Origin of the sequence: Rhizomicrobium sp., assembly GCA_037200985.1 — a bacterium.
Lineage (GTDB): Bacteria > Pseudomonadota > Alphaproteobacteria > Micropepsales > Micropepsaceae > Rhizomicrobium.
On the sequence record JBBCGJ010000001.1, the window covers coordinates 998,217 to 1,023,333 of the forward strand.

The window sequence follows — 25,117 nt, forward strand, 5'->3', positions numbered from 1 at the left end:
GACGGCGCGGGCGATCCGTCGCCCGCGCCGGCGCATCTTGCGAACGGATAGGCTCGCCATGACTGACGACCGAAAGCCGGACAACGCCGTCCTGACGACCGCCGGCGTGCTCCTGGAGCGCGGCGGAAAAGCGTTCGCGCGGCTCCCCGATCTCGGCGTCGCCGCGGGGCGGTCCGCGGCGATTATCGGCCCGTCGGGCTGCGGCAAGACCACGGCGCTGATGGCGCTGGCTGCGATCCGCGCCCCGCGGCACGGCACGATCCGCATCGAGGGCACCGAGCTTTGGTCCCTGGGCCGGGGCGGACGCGACGGGTTCCGCGGCCGCCGCATCGGCCTCGTGTTCCAGTCCTTCCATCTGATCGACGCCTTGAGCGTTCGGGCGAACATCCGCATGGCGGCGCAATGCGCCGGCCATCCGGTCCACGATCCGCAGCGCCTCGAAAGGCTGATGGAGCGCCTCGGCCTGACCGCGATCCAGTCGCGGCGCGCCGACCGCATCAGCCACGGCCAGGCGCAGCGTACCGCGATCGCGCGCGCCCTGATGAACCGGCCGGCCGTCATCCTGGCCGACGAGCCGACCTCGGCGCTGGACGATGCGAACACCCGGGCGCTGATGGCGCTGCTGGTCGAATGCGCCGTATCGGAAGGCGCCGCCCTGGTCGTGACGACGCATGACCGCCGCGTTCTGGACGCCGTCGACACCGTCGTCGCCATGGAGGCGCTGCCATGATGCCGCTCACGCTGGCCTTCGCCTATCTGCGGCGGCGCTGGGGACAGGCGCTGCTGTCGATCCTGGTCGGCGCGCTCGGCGTCGCCGCGGTGGCCATCGCCTATGTCGGACTCGATGCTTTTCCGGCCGCGGCGGAGCGCGCCTGGGGCGGCGTCGACCTCGTGATCGGGCCGAAAGGCTCGGCGCTGGATCTGGTGCTCTGCTGCGCGCTGCACGTCTCCGATCCGCGCGGGCTGGTGTCGGAAAAGGCGGCGATGGCGGCCGCGTCGCATCCCCTGATCCGCGTCGCCGCGCCCATCGCGCTGGGCGACAATGTGGATGGCTGGCGCATCGTCGGCACCACGCCGCGGCTTCTCTGGGTCTATCGCACCGACGTGGCGCAGGGCCGCGTCTGGAACAAGCCGCTCGAAGCGGTGCTCGGCGCGGACGCGGCGGATGCGCTGCATCTCGCGATCGGCCAGACCTTCATCGGCGCGCACGGCCTCAGCGCCGGCGGCGAGATGCATTCCCAGTTTCCCTACCGGATCGTCGGCATCCTGCCGCGCACCGGCTCGGCGCTCGACCGGCTGGTGCTCTGCGACATCGCAACCGTCCGCTACATCCACAAGATGCACCAGGAGGACGAAGCCGCCGAGACCGGCGTGGCCGAGACCTATGTCAACCTCCCCGACGCCGCGACGGCCGTCATCGCGTCCTACAAGAGCCCTGTGGCGGCGCTTCTGGTGCCGCGCCTGATCGATGCCAGCCCGGATCTCACCGCGGCGAGCCCGAGCTTCGAGATCGCCCGGCTGATGAGCTATCTGCGGCCGCTGACCCTGGCGGCGACGGCGCTCGGCATCCTGCTCGTCGCCATCGCGGCGGCGGCGGCCGCCGCCGGCCTGATGGCGACGATGAACGCGCGGACCCGCGACCTCGCCCTGCTGCGCGCGCTCGGCGCCGGGCCCGCGACCATCGCGGCGGTCGCGATCGCGGAGGCGGCGATGATCGCGCTCGCCGCGCTGCTGCTGGGCGCCGGCCTCGCCGCGCTCCTGTTCCAGGCGGGCGCCGGCCTCCTGGAGGCGCGCACGGGCCTTGTGATCGCGCCGCAGATCGATCCCGACGCGGTTCTCTATCTCGTTCTCGGCGCCCTCGGCACGGCCCTGGTCGCCGCGCTTTTCCCCGCCATCCGTGCCGCGCGCACACCCATAGAGGAGCTGCTCCAGTCATGATCCGCAAAATGCTGACCTTGGCACTCGTCATCCCGGTCTTCCTGCTCGGCGCGGGCTTCCGCCCGCAGCAGAAAGTCCTGACCACCGATCCCAACGCCCAGCCCGCTGACGAGCGCGCGCTGCAGGACCGCCTGCCGAAATCGCACGATGCCCTGTGGTCGAAGCTGCTGGACAGCAAGGTCGCCTACGACAACCGCACCGGCATCTACAGCATCACGGTGTCGCCTGGGATCAAGGCGCTGGCGAACCGCCAGGTGACGGCCAGCGGCTGGGTCCTGCCGCTCGACGGTTCCGACCGGACGAAGCATTTCCTGCTGACGCGGCGCACGCCGGTCTGCATGTTCTGCCCGCCCGGCGAGCCCAACGAGGTCGCCGAGGTCGTCAGCCCCACGCCGATCGCCTGGACCGACAAGCTGGTGACGGTCACCGGCCAGTTCAGCCTCGTGAACAACGGCGAGAAGGGCATCTTCTTCAGGATCGCGGCGAACGCGATCCGCTGACCCGGCAGGCGGCGAGCAGCGCCCTGGCCCGCGCCATCGTCAGCCCGCCGCGCCAGGCGGCGCAGGTCCCGCCCGCCAGCGCCCGTGCATAGGGCAGGATGGCGTCCGTGTCGCCGGCGGCCAGCAGCGCCTTGCGCGGCGGCTGCGTAGCGGCCCGGATGGCGAGCCGTTCCAGGGCCGGCGACACGGCGCCGATGGTCGCGCGTGCCCGGCTCTCCTGATCCAGGATGACGATCCGCAGCCGCCGGCCGTCCTTGTCGAGCGCCGCCAGCACGGGAAGTTCCATCCGGCATGGGATGCAGGTCGGCGAATAATAGACTTCGAGAATCGGCGGCGGCGGAACGGGCATGGCGGAAATCCTAGCCGGGCAGGGGGCCATTCGCCATCGCCGTGCGCCTCCGTGCCCGAATCTGCCGCGCCGGCTGTCAAGCAATCAATTTGCTTGCGCCGCCCGCCGGACCGGGAATAGCTTTCCGCCAAGCTGTTGTTCGCGGGGGCAAATTCGGGCCTGTTCCGCGCTAATAAACTGTTGACAGCTTGATCCTCTTAGCCAATAACCCGCGATCCGCAGCCAACCCTTTCGAAAGGCACGTACACACGTTCGTTCCACAAAAACGGACGCGCATCGGTGCCGCCTCGGAACTGGCGCGTAAGCATTTGAGCCGGTTGAACATTCTAAAGGAGGGGTGCCCGAGTGGCTAAAGGGGACGGACTGTAAATCCGTTGGCTACGCCTACGCTGGTTCGAATCCAGCCCCCTCCACCAGCCGGCTGGAACGAGAAGAGAAGAAGAGAAGAAGGAAGTCGAATAAGGCGGGTGTAGCTCAATGGTAGAGCAACAGCCTTCCAAGCTGATGACGAGGGTTCGATTCCCTTCACCCGCTCCAACATTTCGGCTTCGCCGCAATGTTGTCACGCCGAAGTCCGAAGGACCGGGCGGACGGACGAGAGAAAGAACTGAGTGCCGTTCAGGCGGCATGTGAAGAACGAAGGATAACAGGTTATGGCGAAGGCCAAATTCGAGCGTAACAAGCCGCATTGCAACATCGGGACGATCGGCCATGTCGACCATGGCAAGACGTCGCTGACGGCCGCCATCACCAAGGTCCTGGCCGAGACGGGCGGGGCGACGTTCACCGCCTATGACCAGATCGACAAGGCGCCGGAAGAGAAGGCGCGCGGCATCACGATCTCGACGGCGCATGTCGAGTACGAGACCGCGAACCGCCACTACGCCCATGTCGACTGCCCGGGCCATGCGGACTATGTGAAGAACATGATCACCGGCGCCGCCCAGATGGACGGCGGCATCCTGGTGGTGTCGGCGGCGGACGGCCCGATGCCCCAGACCCGCGAGCACATCCTCTTGGCCCGCCAGGTCGGCGTGCCGGCGCTGGTGGTGTTCCTGAACAAGTGCGACATGGTCGACGATCCGGAGCTCCTGGAGCTGGTGGAGATGGAAGTGCGCGAGCTTCTCTCCTCGTACTCGTTCCCGGGCGACGACATCCCGATCATCCGCGGTTCGGCCCTGATGGCCTTGGAAGACAAGAACAAGGAACTCGGCCATGACGCGATCCTGAAGCTGATGGCGGAGGTTGATCGCTACATCCCGCAGCCGGAGCGTCCGATCGACCAGCCCTTCCTGATGCCGATCGAGGACGTGTTCTCGATCTCGGGCCGCGGAACCGTGGTCACCGGAAGAGTCGAGCGCGGCATCGTGAAGGTGGGCGAGACGGTGGAGATCATCGGCATCCGTCCGACCTCCTCGACCACGGTGACGGGCGTGGAGATGTTCCGGAAGTTGCTGGACCAGGGCCAGGCGGGCGACAACATCGGCGCCTTGCTGCGCGGCGTGGAGCGCGAGGGCGTGGAGCGCGGCCAGGTCCTGGCCAAGCCGGGCAGTGTCACCCCGCACACGAATTTCACGGCGGAGATCTACGTGCTGACGAAGGACGAGGGCGGCCGTCACACGCCGTTCTTCGCGAACTACCGTCCGCAGTTCTATTTCCGCACCACGGACGTGACCGGCATCGTGAAGCTTCCGGAAGGCACCGAGATGGTGATGCCGGGGGACAATGTGTCGATCGAGGTCGAGCTGATCGTTCCGATCGCGATGGAAGAGAAGCTGCGCTTCGCCATCCGCGAGGGCGGCCGCACCGTCGGCTCGGGAGTTGTGGCGAAGATCATCAAATAACTCGGCCGTCATCGCCCGCTCTATGCGGGCGACCCGATTTTCTTCTTGGAAGAGAAATTGGGTCCCCCGGACAAGCCGGGGGATGACGGAAGAGGAAAGTGGAAGAAGCAGGAGCTTGGTGCATCTAGGAGTGTAGCTCAGTTGGTAGAGCGGCGGTCTCCAAAACCGTAGGCCGTGGGTTCGAGTCCCTCCACTCCTGCCAGTACCTTTTAGGATCGAACGAAGAAAGTCTGATGGCGGACACGACAAAAAAGACGGCGGATGCGGCGGGCAAGGATTTGCCGGCGCCGGCACGCCGGCGCACCAATCCGCTGGCCTTCATCGGCGAGGTCCGGCGCGAGGTTTCCAAGGTCACCTGGCCCTCCTGGAAGGAGACCTGGCTCACCTCGGCGATGGTTTTCATCATGGTGGGCCTCACCATGGTGTTCTTTTTCGGCGTCGATGCGCTGCTCGCCTATGGCGAGAAGCTGCTGATCGGCGCGGCGAGCTAGAGCGATGAGCGAAGCAGGAACCAAGACCGTCAACGCCAACGCGAAGTGGTACATCGTCCACACCTACTCGAATTTCGAGAAGAAGGTGGCCGAGGAGATCAAGCGCCAGGCGAAGATCCAGAGCCTCGAGGAAGAGATCGTCGACGTCGTGGTGCCGACCGAGGAAGTCCTCGAAGTGCGCCGCGGCCAGAAGGTCAAGGCGGAGCACAAATTCCTCCCCGGCTATGTGCTGCTGCACGCCCATCTGACGGATCACTGCTACCACCTGGTCAAGAACGTCGCGAAGGTCACGGGCTTCCTCGGCCAGAACAACAAGCCGATGCCGCTCCGCCAGGCCGAGGTCGACCGCATCCTCAACCAGGTCAGCGAAGGCGCCGAGAATCCGAAATCGACGATCACCTTCGAGATCGGCGAGCAGGTCCGCGTCGCGGACGGTCCCTTCACCTCCTTCACCGGCACGGTGGAAGAGGTCGACGAGGACCGCAGCCGCGTGAAGGTCGCGGTCTCGATCTTCGGCCGCGCGACGCCGGTCGAATTGGAATTCACTCAGGTCGAAAAGGTCTGAGCGACAACGCGGGAGGGGCTGCCAGCTCCGTCTGCACCGCAAACCGCTAAGGAGGCGGATTTAAGTGGCAAAGAAGATTACCGGTTACATCAAGCTGCAGGTGCCCGCCGGCGCGGCCAATCCGTCGCCGCCGATCGGCCCTGCGCTCGGCCAGCGCGGCCTCAACATCATGGAGTTCTGCAAGAGCTTCAATGCGAAGACGCAGGACCAGGAGAAGAGCACCCCGATCCCCGTGACCATCACCGTGTTCTCGGACAAGTCCTTCACCTTCGAGATGCGCACGCCGCCGGCGTCCTTCTTCCTGAAGAAGGCCGCCAAGCTCACCTCCGGTTCGAAGTCGCCCGGGCTCACCTCCGCCGGGTCGGTGACCAAGGCGCAGGTCCGCCAGATCGCGGAAGCGAAGATGAAGGACCTGAACGCCAACGACGTCGAGATGGCGATGCTCATGATCGAGGGCTCCGCGCGCTCGATGGGCATCGAGGTGAAGGGATAACCGCCATGGCACTCTCCAAGCGATTCAAGAAAGCGATCGAAGGCGTCGACGCCGCCAAGGCCTATCCAGTCGAGGAAGCCGTCAAGCTGATCAAGTCGCGCGCCACCGCCAAGTTCGACGAGACGATCGAGCTGTCGATCAATCTCGGCGTCGATCCGCGCCATGCCGACCAGATGGTGCGCGGCGTGTCCTCGCTCCCCAACGGCACGGGGCGCAAGCTGCGCGTCGCGGTGTTCGCCAAGGGCGCCAAGGCCGACGAGGCCAGGAAGGCCGGGGCCGACATCGTCGGCGCCGAAGACCTCGCCGCCGAGGTCACGGCCGGCAAGATCGACTTCGACCGCTGCATCGCGACGCCCGACATGATGGGCATCGTCGGCCGCCTCGGCAAGGTGCTGGGTCCGCGCAACCTGATGCCGAACCCGCGCGTCGGCACGGTGACGATGGACGTGACCCAGGCGATCAAGGACGCCAAGGGCGGCGCGGTCGAGTTCCGCGTCGAGAAGGCGGGCATCGTTCAGGCCGGCGTCGGCAAGGCGAGTTTCACCGAGGACGCCATCGTCCAGAACGTGAAGTCCTTCGTTGACAGCGTGATGAAGGCCAAGCCGACCGGCGCCAAGGGCGTCTATATGAAGAAGGTTTCGCTGTCCTCGACGATGGGCCCGGGCGTGAAGATCGCGCTCTCCTCCGTCGGCGCGGGGTCGGAGGCCTAGAGGAATTGCAGAATTCCGGCGGACGATCGCCGGAACTGTCCGAGACCGCTGGAGTGCTTCGGCACTTAAATGTCCAGCGCAGACAGGGAAGAGAACCGGAATTCGGGGGCGAAAGCTCTCGCGCATCGGGTTTGAGCCCTGGGACAGGAATTGTGTGTCACAGGGCAGGGCTCCGGATCGTCACGGAGACCTGTTGAGAACTGGTCTGGACGCCAAGCTACGGCCTTTTTGGCCTCAAGTAGCGAAGCGATAGGCCAAAAAGGAGCAGAAGTGGACAAAGCAGAGAAAGCGGAAGTCGTCGAGGAGCTGAAAGGCGTCTTCGCGAATGCCGGCTCCCTGGTTGTCGCCCACTATACCGGCATGACGGTGGCCCAGATGAACGATCTTCGGGGGCGCATGCGCGCCGCCGGAGCGTCCTTCCGGGTCTCGAAGAACCGTCTGGCGGTGCGCGCGCTCCAGGGTACGCCCGTGGAAGGCATCTCCCACCTCTTCAAGGGTCCGACCGGCATTGCGTACAGCAACGACCCGGTCGCGGCTTCGAAGGTGGCGGTCGCCTACGCCAAGGACAACGAGAAACTCGTGATCCTGGGCGGTTCGGTCGGAACGACGGCGCTGGATGCCGAGGGCGTGAAAGCCCTTGCCACCCTGCCGTCGCTCGACGAACTGCGGGGCAAGCTCGTGGGCCTCATTCTGGCGCCCGCGACCAAGATCGCCGGGGTGGTTCAAGCCCCCGCCGCATCGCTGGCCCGCGTCATCGCGGCGTATTCCAAGAAGGAAGCCGCTTAGGAGCAGCGGCCGCCGCGAAGCGGCGTCCGGACGTGCGACCAAACAAAGTGGACGACAACCTCAACATCAGCATCGAACCCGAACCAACTGAAGGAACTACTGAAATGTCGAAGATTGAACAGCTCGTCACCGATCTCTCGGGCCTCACCGTGCTCGAGGCCGCGGAACTCGCCAAGCTTCTCGAAGAGAAGTGGGGCGTCTCGGCCGCCGCTCCGGTTGCCGCCGCTGCTGCCGCGCCGGCCGCCGCCGCTGCCGCCGCCGTGGAAAAGACCGAGTTCACCGTCGTCCTGACCGACGCCGGCGACAAGAAGATCAACGTGATCAAGGAAGTGCGTCAGATCACGGGCCTGGGCCTCAAGGAAGCCAAGGACCTGGTCGAAGGCGCGCCGAAGGAAGTGAAGGCGGACGTCTCCAAGGACGAGGCCGCCAAGATCAAGAAGCAGCTCGAGGACGCAGGCGCGAAGGTCGAGCTCAAGTAAGGAGGCGAGGAGGGTTGAAGAACCCACCCCGCGTACATATTTCGTTCAACCCACCCCCTTCCGGCGATTCGCGCGCCGGGAGGGCCGGTGGAACTCGTCATTGGTTTAGCAATTACTCGCACACCGCAGCGGTCAATTAGGACCGCAAGAAGGACGCAAGAATGACGCTCTCGTTCACCGGACGCAAAAGGCTCCGCAAATACTTCGGCAAGATCGCCGAGGTCGCGGAGATGCCCAACCTCATCGAGGTCCAGAAGACCTCCTACGACCAGTTCCTCCAGGTGGATAAGCCGGAGGAAGGCCGCAAGGACGAGGGGCTGGAGACGGTGTTCCGCCACGTGTTCCCGATCAAGGATTTCTCGGAATCCTCGCTTCTGGAATACGTGGATTACCACTTCGAAGAGCCGAAATACGACGTCGAGGAATGCCAGCAGCGCTCCATGACCTATGCCGCGCCCTTGAAGGTGACGCTGCGCCTCATCGTGTTCGATGTGGACCAGGAAACCGGCGCCAAGTCCGTCAAGGACATCAAGGAGCAGGACGTCTATATGGGCGACGTCCCCTTCATGACCGAGAACGGCACCTTCATCATCAACGGCACGGAGCGCGTGATCGTCTCCCAGATGCATCGCTCGCCGGGCGTCTTCTTCGACCACGACAAGGGCAAGACGCACTCCTCGGGCAAGCTCCTGTTCGCCGCCCGCGTCATCCCCTATCGCGGCTCGTGGCTCGATTTCGAGTTCGACGCCAAGGACATCATCCATGTCCGCATCGACCGCCGCCGCAAGCTGCCGGCGACGACGCTGCTCTATGCGCTGGGTCTCAGCCAGGAAGACATCCTCGACTATTTCTACACCAAGATCGTCTTCAAGCGTCACAAGGACGGCACCTGGCACACCCCGGTCGAGCCGGGCTGGATGCGCAACGCCAAGGTCAATGCCGACTGGAAGAACGGCAAGACCGGCGAGGTCATCGCCGAGGCCGGCTCGAAGATCACCGTGCGCCTGCTGCGCAAATGGCAGGAAGACGGCATCAAGAATGTCGCGCTGGCCGAGGAAGAGCTGCTCGGCCGCTACAACGCGCTCGACATAGTCAACCCGGAGACGGGCGAGATCTATGTCGAGGCGGGCGACGAGCTGACGGCGGCGAACATCGCCACCCTGGTCGAGGCCGGCGACAACGAGATCACCACGATCAACGTCGACGGCATCACCATCGGCAGCTATGTGCGCAACACGCTGGCGGTGGACAAGAACCACTCCCGCGAGCAGGCCCTGATCGACATCTACCGCGTCATGCGCCCCGGCGAGCCGCCGACGCTGGACACGGCGGAGACGCTGTTCGGCCAGCTCTTCTTCGACTCGGAGCGCTACGACCTTTCCTCGGTCGGCCGCGTGAAGATGAACATGCGCCTCAACCTCGACGCGCCGGACACCTATCGCACGCTGCGCAAGGAAGACATCCTGGCGATCCTGAAGGCCCTCACGGAGCTCCGTGACGGCCGCGGCGAGATCGACGACATCGACAATCTCGGCAACCGCCGGGTGCGTTCGGTCGGCGAGCTCATGGAGAACCAGTTCCGCGTCGGCCTCCTGCGCATGGAGCGCGCGATCAAGGAGCGGATGTCCGCCGTCGACATCGACACGGTCATGCCGCACGACCTGATCAACGCCAAGCCCGTGGCGGCCGCGGTGCGCGAGTTCTTCGGCTCCTCGCAGCTCAGCCAGTTCATGGACCAGCAGAACCCGCTCAGCGAGCTCACCCACAAGCGCCGCATGTCGGCGCTCGGACCGGGCGGCCTGACCCGCGAGCGCGCCGGCTTCGAAGTGCGCGACGTTCACCCGACGCATTACGGCCGCATCTGCCCGATCGAGACGCCGGAAGGCCCGAACATCGGCCTGATCAACTCGCTCGCCACCTATGCGCGCGTCAACAAGTACGGCTTCATCGAGAGCCCGTACCGCAAGGTCGTCAACAAGCACGTCACCGACGAGGTCATCTACCTCTCGGCGATGGAAGAGGCGAAGTACACCATCGCCCAGGCCAACGCGACGATCGACGCCCGCAACCGGCTGAACGACGAGCTCGTGTCGTGCCGCAAGGGCGGCAATTTCGTCATGACCACGCCCGACCAGGTCGAGTTCATCGACGTCTCGCCCAAGCAGCTCGTCTCGGTCGCCGCCGCCCTCGTGCCGTTCCTCGAGAACGACGACGCCAACCGCGCCCTGATGGGCTCGAACATGCAGCGCCAGGCCGTGCCGCTCCTCAGGCCGGAAGCGCCGCTGGTCGGCACCGGCATGGAAGAGGTCGTGGCGCGCGATTCCGGCTCGGCGATCGCCGCGCGCCGTTCGGGCATCGTCGACCAGGTCGACGCCACCCGTATCGTCATCCGCGCCACGGAAGAGGCCGATCCCACCAAGCCGGGCATCGACATCTACCGCCTGCGCAAGTTCCAGCGCTCCAACGCCTCGACCTGCATCAACCAGCGTCCGCTGGTGAAGGTCGGCGACGTTCTGCGCAAGGGCGACATCATCGCCGACGGTCCGTCTACCCAGCTCGGCGAGCTGGCGCTCGGCAAGAACGCGCTCGTCGCGTTCATGCCGTGGAACGGCTACAACTTCGAGGACTCCATCCTCATCTCCGAGCGCATCGTGCGCGACGACGTCTTCACCTCGATCCATATCGAGGAATTCGAGACGATGGCGCGCGACACCAAGCTCGGGCCGGAGGAAATCACCCGCGACATTCCGAATGTGGGCGAAGAGAACCTCAAGAACCTCGACGAGGCCGGCATCACCTATATCGGCGCCGAAGTCGTCGCGGGCGACATCCTGGTCGGCAAGGTGACGCCGAAGGGCGAAACCCCGATGACGCCGGAAGAGAAGCTGCTGCGCGCCATCTTCGGCGAGAAGGCGGCCGACGTGCGCGACACCTCGCTCCGCGTTCCGCCGGGCGTCACCGGCACGGTCGTCGAAGTGCGCGTCTTCAACCGCCACGGCGTCGACAAGGACCAGCGCGCCATGGCGATCGAGAAGGCCGAGGAAGAGCGCCTGGCCGAGGATCGCGACGACGAGCTCGCCATCCTGGAGCGCAACATCTTCGCGCGCCTGCAGGAGATCCTGCTGGGCAAGACCGCGTCCCACGGCCCCAAGGGCATGGCGCCGGACACCAAGATCACGCAAGCCGTGCTCGATACCATCGCCAAGCATCAGTGGTGGCAGATCGGCCTGCGCAACGAAAAGGCGATGGCCGAGCTGGAAGGCATGCGCCAGCAATACGACGAGTCCAAGTCGCGCCTCGACAAGCGCTTCGCCGACAAGGTGGAGAAGCTGCGCCGCGGCGACGAGCTGTCGCCCGGCGTCATGAAGATGGTCAAGGTGTTCGTCGCGGTGAAGCGCAAGCTGCAGCCCGGCGACAAGATGGCCGGCCGCCACGGCAACAAGGGCGTCATCAGCCGCATCGTTCCGATCGAGGACATGCCGCATCTGGAAGATGGCACGGCGGTCGACGTCGTGCTCAATCCGCTCGGCGTGCCGTCGCGCATGAATGTCGGCCAGATCCTGGAGACCCATCTCGGCTGGGCCTGTTCGGGCCTCGGCAAGATGATCGGCGAGACGCTGGACAAGGTGAAGCGCGACGGCAAATACGAGCCGCTGCGCAAGCAGCTCAAGGCGTTCTACGAGGACGACGAGCGCCTCAAAGAGCTCGACGAGGCCGGCATGTCCGAGCTCGCCGAGAATGTGCGCTTCGGCATCCCGATCTCGACGCCGGTGTTCGACGGCGCCAAGGAGAAGGACATCGTCGACATGCTCCGCCAGGCGGGCCTGACCGATTCCGGCCAGGTCACGCTCTATGACGGGCGCACCGGCGAGTCGTTCAAGCGCGCCGTCACGGTCGGCTACATCTACATGCTGAAGCTGAACCATCTGGTGGACGACAAGATCCACGCGCGTTCGATCGGTCCGTACTCGCTCGTCACGCAGCAGCCCCTGGGCGGCAAGGCCCAGTTCGGCGGCCAGCGTTTCGGCGAGATGGAGGTCTGGGCGCTCGAGGCTTACGGCGCCGCCTACACGCTGCAGGAAATCCTGACGGTCAAGTCGGACGACGTGGCGGGAAGAACCAAAGTGTACGAAGCGATCGTACGGGGCGAAGACACGTTCGAGGCCGGCATTCCGGAATCGTTCAACGTCCTCGTCAAGGAAATGCGTTCGCTGTCCCTGAATGTGGAGCTGCTCAATGGCTGAATCTTTCGAGACTGAAGCAAGATCGCACCGCCGCGACTCGGCGCGCGCCAACCAGGAGCTGGCCAACGTCTTCCAGGCGGTGAAGGAAATCCCGACCTTCGACCGCATCCGGATCTCGCTGGCGAGCCCGGACCAGATCCTTCGCTGGTCCCATGGCGAGGTGAAGAAGCCGGAGACGATCAACTACCGCACGTTCAAGCCGGAGCGCGACGGCCTTTTCTGCGCCCGCATCTTCGGGCCGGTGAAGGACTACGAGTGCCTGTGCGGCAAGTACAAGCGCATGAAGTACAAGGGCATCGTCTGCGAGAAGTGCGGCGTCGAGGTCACGGTGCAGAAGGTGCGCCGCGACCGCATGGCCCATATCGAGCTGGCCTCGCCCGTCGCCCATATCTGGTTCCTGAAGTCGCTCCCGTCGCGCATCGGCCTGATGCTCGACATGACGCTGAAGGACCTGGAACGCGTCCTCTACTTCGAGAACTACATCGTCATCGAGCCGGGCCTCACTCCGCTCAAGGAGCGCCAGCTCCTGACGGAGGACGAGTTCTACAAGGCGCAGGACGATTACGGCAACGACAGCTTCACCGCCGAGATCGGCGCCGAGGCGATCCGCAAGCTCCTGATGGCGATCGACCTGGAAAAGCTGCGCGATCAGCTCCGCGTCGACATCGCCGGCTCCAATGGCGGCGAGAAGCAGAAGAAGCTCGTCAAGCGCCTCAAGGTGGTCGAGGCCTTCATCGATTCCGGCAACCGCCCGGAATGGATGATCCTCACCGTCGTTCCGGTCATTCCGCCGGACCTGCGTCCGCTCGTTCCGCTCGACGGCGGCCGTTTCGCCACGTCCGATCTGAACGACCTCTATCGCCGCGTCATCAACCGCAACAACCGCCTCAAGCGCCTGATCGAGCTGAAGGCGCCGGACATCATCGTGCGCAACGAAAAGCGCATGCTGCAGGAATCGGTGGACGCACTGTTCGACAACGGCCGCCGCGGCCGCGTCATCACCGGCGCCAACAAGCGTCCCTTGAAGTCGATCGCCGACATGCTGAAGGGCAAGCAGGGCCGCTTCCGCCAGAACCTGCTCGGCAAGCGCGTCGACTATTCCGGCCGCTCTGTCATCGTGGTCGGTCCGGAGCTCAAGCTGCACCAGTGCGGGTTGCCCAAGAAGATGGCGCTCGAGCTGTTCAAGCCGTTCATCTATGCGCGGCTTGAGGCCAAGGGCTTCTCGCAGACTGTGAAGCAGTCGAAGAAGCTGGTGGAGAAGGAGAAGCCGGAAGTCTGGGACATCCTCGAAGAGGTGATCCGCGAGCATCCGGTTCTGCTCAACCGCGCGCCCACGCTGCACCGCCTGGGCATCCAGGCGTTCGAGCCCGTGCTGATCGAAGGCAAGGCGATCCAGCTTCATCCGCTGGTCTGCACCGCCTTCAACGCGGATTTCGACGGCGACCAGATGGCCGTGCACGTTCCCCTGAGCCTCGAGGCCCAGCTGGAAGCGCGCGTCCTGATGATGTCGACCAACAACATCCTCAGCCCCGCCAACGGCAAGCCGATCATCGTGCCGACGCAGGACATCGTCCTTGGCCTGTATTATCTCAGCCAGGAACGTCCGAACGAGCCGGGCGAGGGCATGGTGTTCAACGACATCGGCGAGATCGAGCATGCGCTGTTCGCCGGCTCCGTCACGCTGCACGCCAAGATCAAGTGCCGCTACAAGACGGTCGATGCCGAGGGCAAGCCGGTGACGCTGCGTGTGGATTCCACGCCCGGCCGCATGATGATCGCGGAGATCCTGCCGCGTAATCCGAAGATCCCGTTCGCCCTGGTCAACAAGCTCCTGCGCAAGCAGGAGGTGTCGCACATCATCGACGAGGTCTACCGCCATTGCGGCCAGAAGGAGACCGTGCTGTTCGCCGATGCGGTTATGGGCCTGGGCTTCCGCGAGGCCTGCAAGGCCGGCATCTCGTTCGGCAAGGACGACATGGTCGTGCCCGACACCAAGGTGAAGCTGATCGACGAGACGCGCCATAAGGTGCGCGAGTTCGAGCAGCAATACCTGGACGGCCTGACCACCGACAAGGAGAAGTACAACCTCGTCGTCGACACCTGGTCGAAGTGCACCGACCTCGTGGCCGCTGAAATGATGAAGGAGATTTCGGAATCCAAGATCGACCCGAAGACGGGCCGCATGGAGGAGATGAACTCCATCTACATGATGAGCCACTCCGGTGCCCGCGGTTCGCCGCAGCAGATGAAGCAGCTCGCCGGCATGCGCGGCCTGATGGCGCGTCCCGACGGCTCGATCATCGAGACGCCGATCCTGTCGAACTTCAAGGAAGGCCTCACCGTGCTCGAGTACTTCAACTCGACCCACGGCGCCCGCAAGGGCCTGGCCGACACCGCGCTGAAGACCGCCAATTCCGGCTATCTGACGCGCCGCCTCGTCGACGTGGCCAATGACTGCATCATCACCACCGAGGATTGCGGCACCAAGAAGGGCGTCTACGTCCAGGCCGAGATCGACGGCGGCACGGTCGTGTCCTCGCTCAGCGAGCGCATCCTGGGCCGCACCGCGGCGGAGGACGTCAAGCACCCGGACACGGGCGACGTCATCGTCAAGCGCGGCAAGGAAGTCACCGAGGACATCGCCGACAAGATCGAGCAGTCGCATATCCAGCGCGTCCGCGTGCGTTCCGTGCTCACCTGCGAGCTCAAGGACGGCGTGTGCGGCAAGTGCTACGGGCGCGATCTGGCGCGCGGCACCCCGGTCAATATCGGCGAGGCGGTCGGCGTGATCGCGGCGCAGTCGATCGGCGAGCCGGGTACCCAGCTCACCATGCGCACCTTCCACATCGGCGGCGCGGCCCAGGTTGCGGGCCAGTCCAAGATCGAGGCGTCGTATGACGGCAAGATCAAGCTCGTGAACCGCAACATCGTCAAGAATTCCGACGGTGAGCTGATCGCGATGGGCCGCAACATGCAGGCGGTGATCACCGATCCCAAGGGCCAGGAGCGTGCCTCGTACCGCATCGTGTACGGCGCCCGCCTCAAGGTCGACGAGGGCGCGACCGTCAAGCGCGGCGACCGCCTCGCGGAGTGGAACCCGAACTCGCTGCCCGTCCTCACCGATGTCGAAGGCACGGTGAAGTACGAGGAGCTGATCTCGGGCGTCTCCTTCCGCGACGTGTCGGACGAGAAGACCGGCGTGTCGAACAAGGTGGTGATCGACAGCCGCACCGGCACCGGCGCCAAGGCGACGGAGCTCAGGCCGGCGATCGTCATCGTCGACAAGAAGGGCAAGACCGTGCAGGTGCCGGGCGGCGGCGAGGCGCGCTATGCGCTCTCCGTCGACGCCATCCTCTCGGTCGAGGACGGCTCGGAGGTCCGCGCCGGCGACGTCGTCGCGCGCATCCCGACCGAGGGCGCCAAGACCCGCGACATCACGGGCGGCCTGCCGCGCGTGGCGGAGCTGTTCGAGGCGCGCAAGCCCAAGGAAGCCGCGGTGCTCGCGGAAGCCGACGGCTTCGTCGAGTTCGGCAAGGACTACAAGAACAAGCGCCGCGTCATCGTGCGTCCGAAGAACGAGAAGCTGGAGCCGACGGAATATCTCATCCCGAAGGGCAAGCACATCTCGGTGCGCGAGGGCGATTATGTGGAGAAGGGCGACTACATCGTCGAAGGCAATCCCTCTCCGCACGACATCCTGCGCATCAAGGGCATGGAGGAGCTGGCGACCTATCTCGTGAAGGAGATCCAGGACGTCTATCGTCTCCAGGGCGTGAAGATCAACGACAAGCATATCGAGGTGATCTGCCGCCAGATGATGCAGAAGCTGGAAGTCACCGAGGGCGGCGAGACCACGCTGCTCGCCGGCGAACAGGTCGACCAGCTCGAGATGGACGAGGCGAACCAGAAGGCGACCGACGAAGGCCTCAAGCTCGCCGAAGGCCGCCCCGTGCTGCTGGGCATCACCAAGGCGTCGCTGCAGACGCGCTCGGTGTTCTCGGCGGCGTCCTTCCAGGAGACCACCCGCGTGCTCACCGATGCCGCCGTCAACGGCAAGGTCGACACGCTGGAGGGCCTGAAGGAGAACGTGATCGTCGGCCGCCTCATCCCGGCCGGCACCGGCGGCGCCATCGCGCGGCTGCGTCACGTGGCGACCGAGCGCGACCGTGCGATCCAGGAGGAGCAGGCGAAGACCAACGCGCCCGTCCCCCAGCTGGAAGGCCCGGCCCCGCAGGAAGCCGCGGAGTAGTTTTCCTCCCCCGCCTTCGCGGGGGAGGTGCCGCTGGAGCGAAGCGACAGCGGCGGAGGGGGGAAGTCTCTCTCCGAACGATACGAAAAGGGCCGCTGGCGACAGCGGCCCTTTTTGTTTTCCGTCATGTCTCAAAAAGAGCTGTCATGGCCCGCGAGTTGATAGCGACAGCGTATCGACGGGCCATCCAGTTGGGCTCTGCACATTCTTGGCAGGCGTTGGTACGTCCGTTGCGAAAAACCGACGGCGCCATCTTGCGTCACCTGGGAGGCTTGCAGTCGCGGGCCATGACATGCGGATTGGCGACCGGCGCGCTTGCGCGCCAAAGATTCACGCGGAGAACGCGGAGGTTCGTCGAACTCCGCGCCTCCGCGTGAAAAATTACGGAGTCCGAATCCGGCGCAAGAACCGGGTGGCACGCCGCGCCGCGCGGAGTCATTCTCCCGCCATGTCCGACGCCCAACACCGCTGGTCCGCCTTCGACACGCGCTTCGCCCGCTTCGCCGCCGCGATCGACGCGGACGGCCGCGTCGTGCGCTTCTGGCTGCACGCGGACAAAGCCCACCCACACGGCATCGAGGACGCCGCCGCGCTCGCCCCTATCCGTGCCCAGGTCGCGGACTACTGCGCCGGCACGCGCCGGACTTTCGACCTCGCCATCCACGCGGAGGAGGGCAGCGCCTTCGAACGCGCCGTCTGGACCGCAATCGCGCAAATCCCGTTCGGCGAGACCGTCAGCTATGGTGCGATCGCCAAGAGCCTCGGCGGCGGCCCCGAAACGGCGCGCGCGGTCGGCGCGGCCTGCAACGCCAACCCGATCCCGCTGATCGTCCCCTGCCACCGCGTCGTCGGCGCGAACGGCGCCCTGGTCGGTTTCGGCGGCGGCCTCGCCCTCAAGCGCGCGCTGCTCGACTTCGAGAGCGTCGTCGTCGGGCGCCCCCGAGACCTGTTTGCCACGGCCTGACCTGCGGCAGATTTGCTCTTGCGAATAAGTTGCAACTGCGGTCCCGCCTCGCTATGGTCCGCGTCCGAACATTGGGGATTCGTAATCTTTGTCCGACCTGCAGCCCTTCGAGCCTGTTCCTGCGCCCGTGCGTCCGCCGCGGCGCATCGACCTGCGCGATCTGCTGAAGGGCGGACGCGAGGCGATCATCCTGCACGACGGCCAGGAATACCGCCTGCGTCTGACCGCCAATTCCAGACTGATCCTGACCAAATGAGCGCACGCCGTTTCCGTCTGCGCTCCGTCCCAACCGTGACCGAGCCAGCCCTTCCGCCAGCCAGGTTTTTCCACCGAGCCGAGGGGTAGCCATGTTTAGTTCCAACTCATCCAAGCCGTTCGTCGACCGCGCGCGCGATAATGCGTCTCAGTTCGTCCTTGCCGGCATCCTGATGGCGGCCGCGGGGCCGCTCTTCGCCGCGCCCGCCCATGCCGAAGACGCGCCGATCGTGCTCGGCCCCGTCAAGGTCGAGGACCAGAACCAGCGCAACAACAACCTTCAGCACGACACGCATGTGCCCGGCCTGCCGACCGCCAGCGTGCAGGACACGCCGCAGGCGGTGACGGTGGTGAGCGGCGAGGTCATGCAGCAGCAGGCGACCACCACGCTGGGCGATGCGCTTAAGAACGTGCCGGGCATCACCATCGCGATCGGCGAGGGCGGCACGCTGGCCGGCGACCAGTTCAAGATCCGCGGCTTCGATGCCAAGGACGACGTCTATCTCGACGGGATGCGCGACTTCGCCGCCTATACGCGCGACAGTTTCGCTTACGAGGAAGTGCAGGTGCTGAAAGGCCCCTCGGGCCTGATGTTCGGCCGCGGCACGACCGGCGGCGCGATCAACACCATCACCAAGACGCCGCATCTGGGCGACAGCTATATCGTCAACGGCGAGATCGGCAACGGTGACCACTACCGCGCCACGGGCGACGTCAACTACCAGCTCGGCGACACCAGCGCGGTGCGCGTCAATCTCATGTACACCGACACCGGCGTGGTCGACCGCGATCTCGTCCATTCCACGCGCTTCGGCATCGCGCCGACCATCGCTTTCGGCCTCGGCACCGACACCACCTTCACGCTCGGCCTGATCCATCAGCAGACCGCGGCGCGCCAGGACTACGGCCTGGTGGTCGCCTCGCCGCCCAACTCGATCTACGCCAAGCCGGTGTCCGAATTCGGCGTGCCGCGCAATACCTACATGGGCTTCAAGGCGGACCACGACAAGAACACCGCGGACCTCGTGACCGCCAAGCTCGTCCACACCGCGGTCGACTGGCTGACGCTGGAGAACGACACCCGCGTGGCCGTCTATTCCCGCGACTTCCGCTATACGCCGACCGATTCCTGCGACAACACGATCACGACGCATTACTGCAATCTGCATCTGTTCGGCATCGATCACCCCGGCGCGGCGCCGGGCTCGTTCGATCCGACCCAGACGCTGGTGCGCACCGGCGGCAGCGGTCCCTATCATCAGGCGAGCTGGGGCGTGCAGGATATCGCCAGCGCCAATGCCGACTTCCACATCGGCCGCTTCCACAACGTGCTGATCGTCGGCCTCGACGCCTCGTATCAGACCGCGGATCGCACGGTTTACGCCTATTCGCTGCCCGATCCGGCGACCTATACCTACCAGCTGAGCCCGCCCGGAACGAACGTTGCCTCGCGCGGAAATATCGGCTTCCCGCTGTTCGGCTTCAATCATCAGACGCCGCCGGGCTATGCGCCGATCCTGCCCACGCCCACCAATCTGGGCAGCGATACCGCCACGAGCGTGCTTTATTCCAGCGCCGCGGCGACCGACCTGGCGGCGTTCGCCACCGATCGGCTCTGGTTCACCGATCAGCTTTCGCTGATCGCGGGCTTGCGCGTCGACCAGTATCGCGCCAACTGGAAGACGGTGACGGTCGGCACGCCGGGCGCGCCCTATCCCTTTGCCAACCTCAAGATGCCGTCCTTCCTGTTCGATCCGCGCGCCAGCCTGGTGTTCGAGCCGGATGAGACCCAGACCTATTATTTCTCCTGGGGCAAGGCGGCGACGCCGCAAGGCACGTCGGTGGTCGGATCGCCAAACCCGCCATCCGCCGCCGTATCGGCGCTCCGGCCCGACAAGAGCGAGAACATCGAGCTCGGCGCCAAATTCGCCCTGTTCGATGGCGCGCTGGGTCTCTCGGGCGCGGTGTTCAAGGAGACCAAGTCGAACGCGCTGCAGATCGACCCCGCCACCGGCGACGTCCTGCTGCAATCCAGCCAGAAGCAGCGGGTGCAGGGCTTCGAGGGTTCGGCGACCGGCGAGGTGGTGGAGCACCTGTACGTCACCGCATCCTACACCTATCTCGACCCGGTCGTGACCTTCGACACCACGACGTTCAACATCGGCAAGCAGATCACCTTCGTGCCGAAGAATTCCGCCTCGCTGTGGGTCGACTACAACGCCGTCGAGCTGCTGCGGGGCCTGTCCTTCGGCGGCGGGTTGTTCTATCAGAGCCATCTTTTCAACGGCTATACCGCGCCGAACCCGGCGACCTATCCGCTCGGCCGCGTCGTCGAGATTCCGGAGACGGTGGAGCTCGACGCGGTCGTGGCCTACACGATCGACAAGGTGCGCCTCCAGCTCAACGTCAACAATCTGGCGGACCGGCTCTACTATTCCCAGTCCTTCGGCAACCGCGGCACGCCGGCGGCGGGCCGCACCTTCATCTTCTCGGTGGGCTGGGCGCAATGAAGAAGGCCGCCTCCCGATGATGGTGCGCGTTCCCGCCGTTCTCACGGCCAAGGAAGTCGCCCATTGCCGGGAGGTGATGGCCGCCTCCGACTGGGTGGACGGCAAGGTGACGGCCGGCGAACAGTCGGCGGGCACGAAGAGAAACCTTCAGCTCGCGGAGAATTCGCCGGCCGCCCGCGAGCTCGGCGACCTCGTCCTCGGAAAGCTCGGCCGCAACCCGCTGTTCACCGCCGCGGCCCTGCCGCTGCGGGTCTTTCCGCCGCTGTTCAACCGCTACGACCCCGGCATGACCTTCGGAACCCATATCGACAATTCGATCCGTTTCGCGGCCGGCACGCCGCTGCGCTTCCGCACCGACATCTCCGCGACGCTCTTCCTCACCGCGCCGGACGACTATGACGGCGGCGAACTGGTGGTCGAGGACACCTATGGCAACCAGTCGGTGAAGCTGCCCGCCGGCGACATGGTCCTCTATCCGGGCACCAGCCGACACCATGTCACGGCCGTCACGCGCGGCAGCCGCTGGTCGTCCTTCTTCTGGATTCAGAGCATGGTGCGCGACGACGTGCGCCGCGCGCTGCTGTTCGATCTCGATATCGCGATCCAGAACCTGCGCAAGTCCATCGGAGACAACGCCGAGGTCGTCCGTCTGACCGGCGTCTATCACAACCTCATCCGTCAATGGGCCGACACATGATCCGCCGCATCCTGTTCCAGGTCCATATGTGGATCGGCCTCGTCCTGGGCGTGCTGTTCGTCGCGCTCGGCCTGTCGGGCAGCGTGCTCGTCTACCACGAAGAGCTGGACGGGCTGTCCGCCCCGCCGCCGCGTGCCTCGGCGACCGGCGTGCCGCAGCCGCTCGATGCCGTTCTCGCGGCGGCGCGGCAAACGGCGCCCGACGCCAAGGGCAACGTCTTCCTCACCCTTCCCCAAGAGCCGGGCGATCCGGCCATGATCCGCTTCCTGCCGGCCCAGCGCGACGGGGCAGGGCGCGGCGCCGCCCGCCGCCCCCAGCAAAGCGCGACCGTCTTCGTCGATCCGGTCTCGGCCAAGGCGATCGGCACGCGCGCCTCCGCGATGTCGCCGCTGGTGCAGTTCGCCCACGACCTGCATGGCGGCCTCCTCCTCGGCCGCGACGGCCGGCCGCTGGTCGGCTGGCTCGGCATCGGCATGGTGATCCTGGGCCTCACCGGCCTGGTGCTGTGGTGGCCCAAGCCGCATTTGTGGAAATACGCCTTCCTCGTGCGCCGCACCGCCCGGGGCCTGCGCTTCCACCGCGAACTGCACGCCGCCGTCGGCATCTGGGGCTTCGTCGTCTTCATCCTGGTCAGCTTCACCGGCGTCGGCATCGCCTTTCCGGAGACGCTGCGCGCCGCGACCGGCGGCGGGGCCACGCCCGCCTTCAACCTGCGCACCGGTCCCGAAGTCGAGCCGGTGCACGGCGCGCCGCGCATCGGCGCCGACGAGGCGGTCCGCGTCGCGCTTGCCGCGGTGCCGGGCGGCGTCCCCCGCTCGGTCATGCTGCCCGGCCGCAAGACCCAGGCGATCAGCGTCGCGCTCGCCTCGACCGCCGGCAGGACGCCGCTGCAGACCATGGTCTATGTCGATCCCTATCGCGCCACGGTTATGGCGGTGCGCGATCCGGGATCGCTGTCCTTCGCCGACGGCTTCGTCGCCTGGCAGCGCCCGGTGCATGACGGCGATCCGCTGCTCGGCCCGGTCTGGCGCTTCCTCGTCTTCCTCAGCGGTTTCCTCCCGCTCGTCTTCGTCGTCACCGGCGTGACCATGTGGATCAAGAAGCGCCGGGCCCATATCGCGATGGACGCGCCGCTGGCGGAAGGAGCCGCGCCGTGAACATGCACGTCGCCATGGAGGAGAAGCCCCTCGACATGGAGCACCTGCCGTCCTTCCTGCGCACGCAGCCGCCGCGCGGCTTCGATGCCGGCCGCGCGATCGGCCTCGGCTTCACCATCGCGCTGCATGTGATTGTCGTCGCGGTGATCGTGTTCGCGGGCATCAAGGTGCGGCAGGCGGTGGCGCCGCCGCCGATCATGGTCAGCGTCGCCGAGGACAAGCCGACCAAGCCGCCTGAGCCGCCCAGGCCGCTGCCGCTCGTCCGGCCCCGCCTCGACATGGCGCCGATGCCCGAGATCGACATCGCGCCCGAGACGCCGACGCAATCCATCCACATTCCCGTCGCGCCGCCGCCGGCCGCGCCCGCCGAGCCGGTGCCGTCCGTCGCGCCGGCGGAGACCCAGCAAAGCTATCTCGCGCAACTTCTGGGCTATCTCAACCGCTACAAGCACTATCCGCCCGCGGCGCGCGCGGCGCGCATCCAGGGCGTCGTGATGCTGCATTTCGTGATGGACAAGACCGGCCATGTCACGACCTTCGACATCAGCCGCAGCTCGGGCAAGCCGGCGCTGGACGAGGAGGCGCTGGCCCTGATCCAGCGTGCCCAGCCCCTGCCGCCGATCCCCGCCGATTTCGGCAAGGACACGATCAACGCCGTCGTCCCGATCGAGTTCTCGCTGCATTAGAAGGACAACTGTCATGCCCGCGCAGGCGGGCATCCGGCGGCGCCGCAGATCGGCCTGATGGCGATGGCGATGCGTGAGGTCGTGGCGCTGAGCTGAACCGCCGGCGGGCCTAAAAGTCGACCATCTTGAGGACGAACGAGGCCGCCAGGAGAAATGCACCGCCGAGCAGGCAAAGCGCCTCCCATCCTGCGACCGAGGCGCGGTTCTCGTCGTAGACCTGAAGCGTGACCTCCCGGATGGAATCGAACAGCTTGGAGCCTTCCTTTTGCCGGGCCCGCTCGATCCGCTGCCTGAGATCGTTCAGGGGCGGGATCGCGAGCGCGATACCGCCGACGGCGCCTGCCGCATCGGACAGCGAGATCACTTCAATTCCGCGAGATAATGATCGATCTGCGCCGCGACCTGCTTCTTCAGCTCCTTGGCGACGCGATTATGGGCGCTGCCGGATGCGGCATTGCCGGCGGAAGACTGCAACTTGGCGACCGCTTCCTGAAGCGTCGAGACCACGGTCCGGTGCGGAAGGCCGGTCTCCCGCGCGATCCTGGCAGCCGGCACGCCGTCGACGCTCAGAAGGACGCATTCGATCAATTGGGGACGGACCGTCCGGTATTTCGCCCAGCCAACGGCATGCGCCGGCGCCGCGGGACGGGGATGTTGCGAGGGGGCGTCGGGTTCCGAAAATCCGACCGAAAGCTCGCCCTCCAGCGCCGCCGCATAGCGCAGGAGCGTCTTTATTCCGATGTCGCCGTCGCCGTTTTCGATCTTGTTGATTGCCGGCTGCATCACACCCATCCTCGCCGCGAGATCGCCCTGTGTGAGGCCCTTCGCCTCGCGCTTTCTGCGAAACATGGCGCGTATGGCTTTGCATTGGGCATCGACCGACGCCTCGGCCTCGCGCTCCGCGGCCAGTGCCTTGGCATAGCCGGGCACGTCGACGGCGAGGTCTTCGTCGAACGCTTGCAGCGCGCCGGACAATCCGGGAGGCTTATTCTTGTTCTTGGTCATCGTCATTCTCCGGATAGGCAAGGGCCGCCTGGATCAGGCGCGCGAATTCGTCGGCGAAGGGTGGAAGCTTGTCGGGCTCGCTGACATGTCCGATGCACACCGTATTGCGCGTATGATCGACACGGACGAGCGCGAACATGGCGCCGTCATACGGCCCGTGGAACCGCGGCGGAACGTGGAAAATCTCGACGCCGCCGGGTGAAGGGTGCACGCATTCAACATCCTCGAGCTCCGCCGCGGCAAAGCCGTCGAGCTGCAGCCGCAGCTTGGCCACGGCCTTCAGGTTCCTACGGGCATATTTCTTCAGCAAACGCAGGATCTTGCCGTTTGTCCGGTTCGTAAACCGATAATCGTCAAAAGGCATATAGGCGGCACCCCCGACCAGTCAATAACCTATACGGAATATTTGGATAGTAGCCCCACGCGATTTTGCCCCACGCCGCGCGGGCCACAACCTTAGGACGCGAGTTTTTTCCCTCCGGGATCGTCCGAGGAGCGGGCCAATTGCCCGCGAAATTTCCTGTCGTCCCGCGCTTGACGCCCCCATGCCCCCCGAATATAAGGCGCGACCTTTCAGGGACAGGTCGTTGGGCGCAAATCGCCCAAAACGCTGTCGGAAAGCCAGTTTAGAGCGTTAAACGCGCGACTCAGGGGCCACCCCTCAGTCCTCCGCGCTCAACCGGGGCGGGCCTTCAGGCCGGCACCGGATTTTGTTTCGGCTTTGGCGATGGTCGCCAAGGCTCGTCGAAGCCGGACGGTGAAAGCCGTCCAAGTTTGGAAGCCCGCGCGGCATAGCCGCGCAAAAGTGGGAATAGGTATGCCGACGATCAATCAGTTGATCCGCAAGCCCCGCGGCGAGAAGCCCAGGCGCAACAAGGTGCCGGCGCTCCAGGAGTGCCCGCAGAAGCGCGCGGTCTGCACCCGCGTCTATACCGTGACGCCCAAGAAGCCGAACTCGGCCCTGCGCAAGGTGGCGAAGGTTCGCCTGACCAACGGCTACGAAGCCCTCTCTTACATCCCCGGCGAAGGCCACAATCTGCAGGAGCACTCGGTCGTGCTCATCCGCGGCGGCCGCGTGAAGGATCTTCCCGGCGTTCGCTACCACATCATCCGCGGCGTGCTCGACACGCAGGGCGTCAAGGACCGCAAGCAGCGCCGGTCCCTGTATGGCGCCAAGCGTCCCAAGTAAGGAGCA

The 25,117-nt window shown here is 65.7% G+C and carries 23 protein-coding genes and 3 tRNA genes; 22 read left to right on the forward strand and 4 right to left on the reverse strand.

Annotated features, from left to right (window positions below):
• Positions 1-58 precede the first annotated feature (58 nt).
• Genes WDN01_04605 through WDN01_04615 form a run of 3 tightly spaced genes read left to right on the forward strand, consistent with a single transcriptional unit; the run spans position 59 to position 2,438 of the window.
• Entirely contained in the window at positions 59-730 is a 672-nt protein-coding gene (locus WDN01_04605; protein MEJ0025292.1) for an ATP-binding cassette domain-containing protein, read from the forward strand.
• A complete protein-coding gene (locus WDN01_04610; protein MEJ0025293.1) occupies positions 727-1,938 on the forward strand; it encodes an ABC transporter permease in 1,212 nt (403 codons plus the stop codon). Before WDN01_04605 ends, WDN01_04610 begins: the two co-directional genes overlap by 4 nt.
• On the forward strand, positions 1,935-2,438 hold the full coding sequence (locus WDN01_04615; GenBank protein ID MEJ0025294.1) for a DUF3299 domain-containing protein: 504 nt from the start codon (positions 1,935-1,937) through the stop codon (positions 2,436-2,438). The genes WDN01_04610 and WDN01_04615 overlap by 4 nt, the downstream gene beginning before the upstream one ends.
• Here the strand turns inward: WDN01_04615 and WDN01_04620 are convergent.
• Positions 2,410-2,787: a thioredoxin family protein gene (locus tag WDN01_04620; protein MEJ0025295.1), complete on the reverse strand. Its 378-nt coding sequence runs from the start codon at positions 2,785-2,787 to the stop codon at positions 2,410-2,412. The two genes, WDN01_04615 and WDN01_04620, sit on opposite strands and share 29 nt — an antisense overlap.
• A 331-nt stretch (positions 2,788-3,118) precedes the next feature.
• Between WDN01_04620 and WDN01_04625 the strand changes: the two genes are divergently transcribed.
• From WDN01_04625 to WDN01_04710, 18 genes are all read left to right on the forward strand, one after another.
• Positions 3,119-3,203: transfer RNA gene (locus WDN01_04625), tRNA-Tyr, on the forward strand.
• Positions 3,204-3,250: 47 nt separating this feature from the next.
• Positions 3,251-3,324 (forward strand) — tRNA-Gly (locus WDN01_04630).
• Between the two features lie 116 nt (positions 3,325-3,440).
• Positions 3,441-4,631 carry an elongation factor Tu gene (tuf, locus tag WDN01_04635; protein ID MEJ0025296.1) on the forward strand — a complete coding sequence of 397 codons (1,191 nt, stop codon included), beginning with the start codon at positions 3,441-3,443 and terminating at the stop codon, positions 4,629-4,631.
• 126 nt (positions 4,632-4,757) lie between these two features.
• Positions 4,758-4,833, forward strand: a tRNA-Trp gene (locus tag WDN01_04640).
• 31 nt (positions 4,834-4,864) lie between these two features.
• Positions 4,865-5,122 carry a preprotein translocase subunit SecE gene (gene secE, locus WDN01_04645; protein ID MEJ0025297.1) on the forward strand — a complete coding sequence of 86 codons (258 nt, stop codon included), beginning with the start codon at positions 4,865-4,867 and terminating at the stop codon, positions 5,120-5,122.
• 4 nt (positions 5,123-5,126) lie between these two features.
• Positions 5,127-5,687: a transcription termination/antitermination protein NusG gene (nusG, locus tag WDN01_04650; GenBank protein ID MEJ0025298.1), complete on the forward strand. Its 561-nt coding sequence runs from the start codon at positions 5,127-5,129 to the stop codon at positions 5,685-5,687.
• A 64-nt stretch (positions 5,688-5,751) separates the two neighbouring features.
• Entirely contained in the window at positions 5,752-6,180 is a 429-nt protein-coding gene (gene rplK, locus WDN01_04655) for a 50S ribosomal protein L11 (protein ID MEJ0025299.1), read from the forward strand.
• Positions 6,181-6,185: 5 nt separating this feature from the next.
• Positions 6,186-6,890 carry a 50S ribosomal protein L1 gene (rplA, locus tag WDN01_04660; protein MEJ0025300.1) on the forward strand — a complete coding sequence of 235 codons (705 nt, stop codon included), beginning with the start codon at positions 6,186-6,188 and terminating at the stop codon, positions 6,888-6,890.
• A 270-nt stretch (positions 6,891-7,160) separates the two neighbouring features.
• Complete coding sequence (gene rplJ, locus WDN01_04665; GenBank protein ID MEJ0025301.1) at positions 7,161-7,676, forward strand: 50S ribosomal protein L10; 516 nt, start codon at positions 7,161-7,163, stop codon at positions 7,674-7,676.
• A 104-nt stretch (positions 7,677-7,780) separates the two neighbouring features.
• Positions 7,781-8,155, forward strand: a complete 375-nt coding sequence (gene rplL, locus WDN01_04670) for a 50S ribosomal protein L7/L12 (protein ID MEJ0025302.1) — start codon at positions 7,781-7,783, stop codon at positions 8,153-8,155.
• A 161-nt stretch (positions 8,156-8,316) separates the two neighbouring features.
• Positions 8,317-12,399: a DNA-directed RNA polymerase subunit beta gene (gene rpoB / locus WDN01_04675; GenBank protein ID MEJ0025303.1), complete on the forward strand. Its 4,083-nt coding sequence runs from the start codon at positions 8,317-8,319 to the stop codon at positions 12,397-12,399.
• The gene (gene rpoC / locus WDN01_04680) at positions 12,392-16,648 is read left to right on the forward strand and encodes a DNA-directed RNA polymerase subunit beta' (GenBank protein MEJ0025304.1); all 4,257 of its coding nucleotides are present in this window, start codon (positions 12,392-12,394) and stop codon (positions 16,646-16,648) included. Before rpoB ends, rpoC begins: the two co-directional genes overlap by 8 nt.
• A 448-nt stretch (positions 16,649-17,096) precedes the next feature.
• The gene (locus WDN01_04685) at positions 17,097-17,612 is read left to right on the forward strand and encodes a methylated-DNA--[protein]-cysteine S-methyltransferase (protein MEJ0025305.1); all 516 of its coding nucleotides are present in this window, start codon (positions 17,097-17,099) and stop codon (positions 17,610-17,612) included.
• 127 nt (positions 17,613-17,739) lie between these two features.
• Positions 17,740-17,868, forward strand: a complete 129-nt coding sequence (locus WDN01_04690) for a hemin uptake protein HemP (protein MEJ0025306.1) — start codon at positions 17,740-17,742, stop codon at positions 17,866-17,868.
• A 91-nt stretch (positions 17,869-17,959) separates the two neighbouring features.
• A complete protein-coding gene (locus tag WDN01_04695; protein MEJ0025307.1) occupies positions 17,960-20,377 on the forward strand; it encodes a TonB-dependent receptor in 2,418 nt (805 codons plus the stop codon).
• A 19-nt stretch (positions 20,378-20,396) separates the two neighbouring features.
• A complete protein-coding gene (locus tag WDN01_04700; GenBank protein MEJ0025308.1) occupies positions 20,397-21,074 on the forward strand; it encodes a Fe2+-dependent dioxygenase in 678 nt (225 codons plus the stop codon).
• The gene (locus tag WDN01_04705) at positions 21,071-22,231 is read left to right on the forward strand and encodes a PepSY-associated TM helix domain-containing protein (GenBank protein ID MEJ0025309.1); all 1,161 of its coding nucleotides are present in this window, start codon (positions 21,071-21,073) and stop codon (positions 22,229-22,231) included. The genes WDN01_04700 and WDN01_04705 overlap by 4 nt, the downstream gene beginning before the upstream one ends.
• Positions 22,232-22,233: 2 nt before the next feature.
• Positions 22,234-22,917: an energy transducer TonB gene (locus WDN01_04710; protein ID MEJ0025310.1), complete on the forward strand. Its 684-nt coding sequence runs from the start codon at positions 22,234-22,236 to the stop codon at positions 22,915-22,917.
• 109 nt (positions 22,918-23,026) lie between these two features.
• Here the strand turns inward: WDN01_04710 and WDN01_04715 are convergent, their stop codons facing one another.
• Genes WDN01_04715 through WDN01_04725 form a run of 3 tightly spaced genes read right to left on the reverse strand, consistent with a single transcriptional unit; the run spans position 23,027 to position 24,286 of the window.
• Entirely contained in the window at positions 23,027-23,281 is a 255-nt protein-coding gene (locus WDN01_04715) for a hypothetical protein (protein MEJ0025311.1), read from the reverse strand.
• Positions 23,278-23,922 carry a helix-turn-helix transcriptional regulator gene (locus WDN01_04720; protein MEJ0025312.1) on the reverse strand — a complete coding sequence of 215 codons (645 nt, stop codon included), beginning with the start codon at positions 23,920-23,922 and terminating at the stop codon, positions 23,278-23,280. Before WDN01_04720 ends, WDN01_04715 begins: the two co-directional genes overlap by 4 nt.
• Positions 23,903-24,286 carry a hypothetical protein gene (locus WDN01_04725; protein MEJ0025313.1) on the reverse strand — a complete coding sequence of 128 codons (384 nt, stop codon included), beginning with the start codon at positions 24,284-24,286 and terminating at the stop codon, positions 23,903-23,905. Before WDN01_04725 ends, WDN01_04720 begins: the two co-directional genes overlap by 20 nt.
• Before the next feature lie 453 nt (positions 24,287-24,739).
• On the opposite strand from WDN01_04725, the gene rpsL reads away from it, so the two are divergent.
• Complete coding sequence (gene rpsL, locus WDN01_04730; protein ID MEJ0025314.1) at positions 24,740-25,111, forward strand: 30S ribosomal protein S12; 372 nt, start codon at positions 24,740-24,742, stop codon at positions 25,109-25,111.
• Positions 25,112-25,117 lie beyond the last annotated feature (6 nt).

Coding starts and splice junctions, on each gene's coding strand:
- WDN01_04605 (MEJ0025292.1), top strand. CDS start 59: ATGACTGACGACCGAAAGCCGGACAACGCCGTCCTGACGACCGCCGGC.
- WDN01_04610 (MEJ0025293.1), top strand. CDS start 727: ATGATGCCGCTCACGCTGGCCTTCGCCTATCTGCGGCGGCGCTGGGGA.
- WDN01_04615 (MEJ0025294.1), top strand. CDS start 1,935: ATGATCCGCAAAATGCTGACCTTGGCACTCGTCATCCCGGTCTTCCTG.
- WDN01_04620 (MEJ0025295.1), bottom strand. CDS start 2,787: ATGCCCGTTCCGCCGCCGCCGATTCTCGAAGTCTATTATTCGCCGACC.
- tuf (MEJ0025296.1), top strand. CDS start 3,441: ATGGCGAAGGCCAAATTCGAGCGTAACAAGCCGCATTGCAACATCGGG.
- secE (MEJ0025297.1), top strand. CDS start 4,865: ATGGCGGACACGACAAAAAAGACGGCGGATGCGGCGGGCAAGGATTTG.
- nusG (MEJ0025298.1), top strand. CDS start 5,127: ATGAGCGAAGCAGGAACCAAGACCGTCAACGCCAACGCGAAGTGGTAC.
- rplA (MEJ0025300.1), top strand. CDS start 6,186: ATGGCACTCTCCAAGCGATTCAAGAAAGCGATCGAAGGCGTCGACGCC.
- rplL (MEJ0025302.1), top strand. CDS start 7,781: ATGTCGAAGATTGAACAGCTCGTCACCGATCTCTCGGGCCTCACCGTG.
- rpoB (MEJ0025303.1), top strand. CDS start 8,317: ATGACGCTCTCGTTCACCGGACGCAAAAGGCTCCGCAAATACTTCGGC.
- rpoC (MEJ0025304.1), top strand. CDS start 12,392: ATGGCTGAATCTTTCGAGACTGAAGCAAGATCGCACCGCCGCGACTCG.
- WDN01_04685 (MEJ0025305.1), top strand. CDS start 17,097: ATGTCCGACGCCCAACACCGCTGGTCCGCCTTCGACACGCGCTTCGCC.
- WDN01_04695 (MEJ0025307.1), top strand. CDS start 17,960: ATGTTTAGTTCCAACTCATCCAAGCCGTTCGTCGACCGCGCGCGCGAT.
- WDN01_04700 (MEJ0025308.1), top strand. CDS start 20,397: ATGGTGCGCGTTCCCGCCGTTCTCACGGCCAAGGAAGTCGCCCATTGC.
- WDN01_04705 (MEJ0025309.1), top strand. CDS start 21,071: ATGATCCGCCGCATCCTGTTCCAGGTCCATATGTGGATCGGCCTCGTC.
- WDN01_04710 (MEJ0025310.1), top strand. CDS start 22,234: ATGCACGTCGCCATGGAGGAGAAGCCCCTCGACATGGAGCACCTGCCG.
- WDN01_04720 (MEJ0025312.1), bottom strand. CDS start 23,922: ATGACCAAGAACAAGAATAAGCCTCCCGGATTGTCCGGCGCGCTGCAA.
- WDN01_04725 (MEJ0025313.1), bottom strand. CDS start 24,286: ATGCCTTTTGACGATTATCGGTTTACGAACCGGACAAACGGCAAGATC.
- rpsL (MEJ0025314.1), top strand. CDS start 24,740: ATGCCGACGATCAATCAGTTGATCCGCAAGCCCCGCGGCGAGAAGCCC.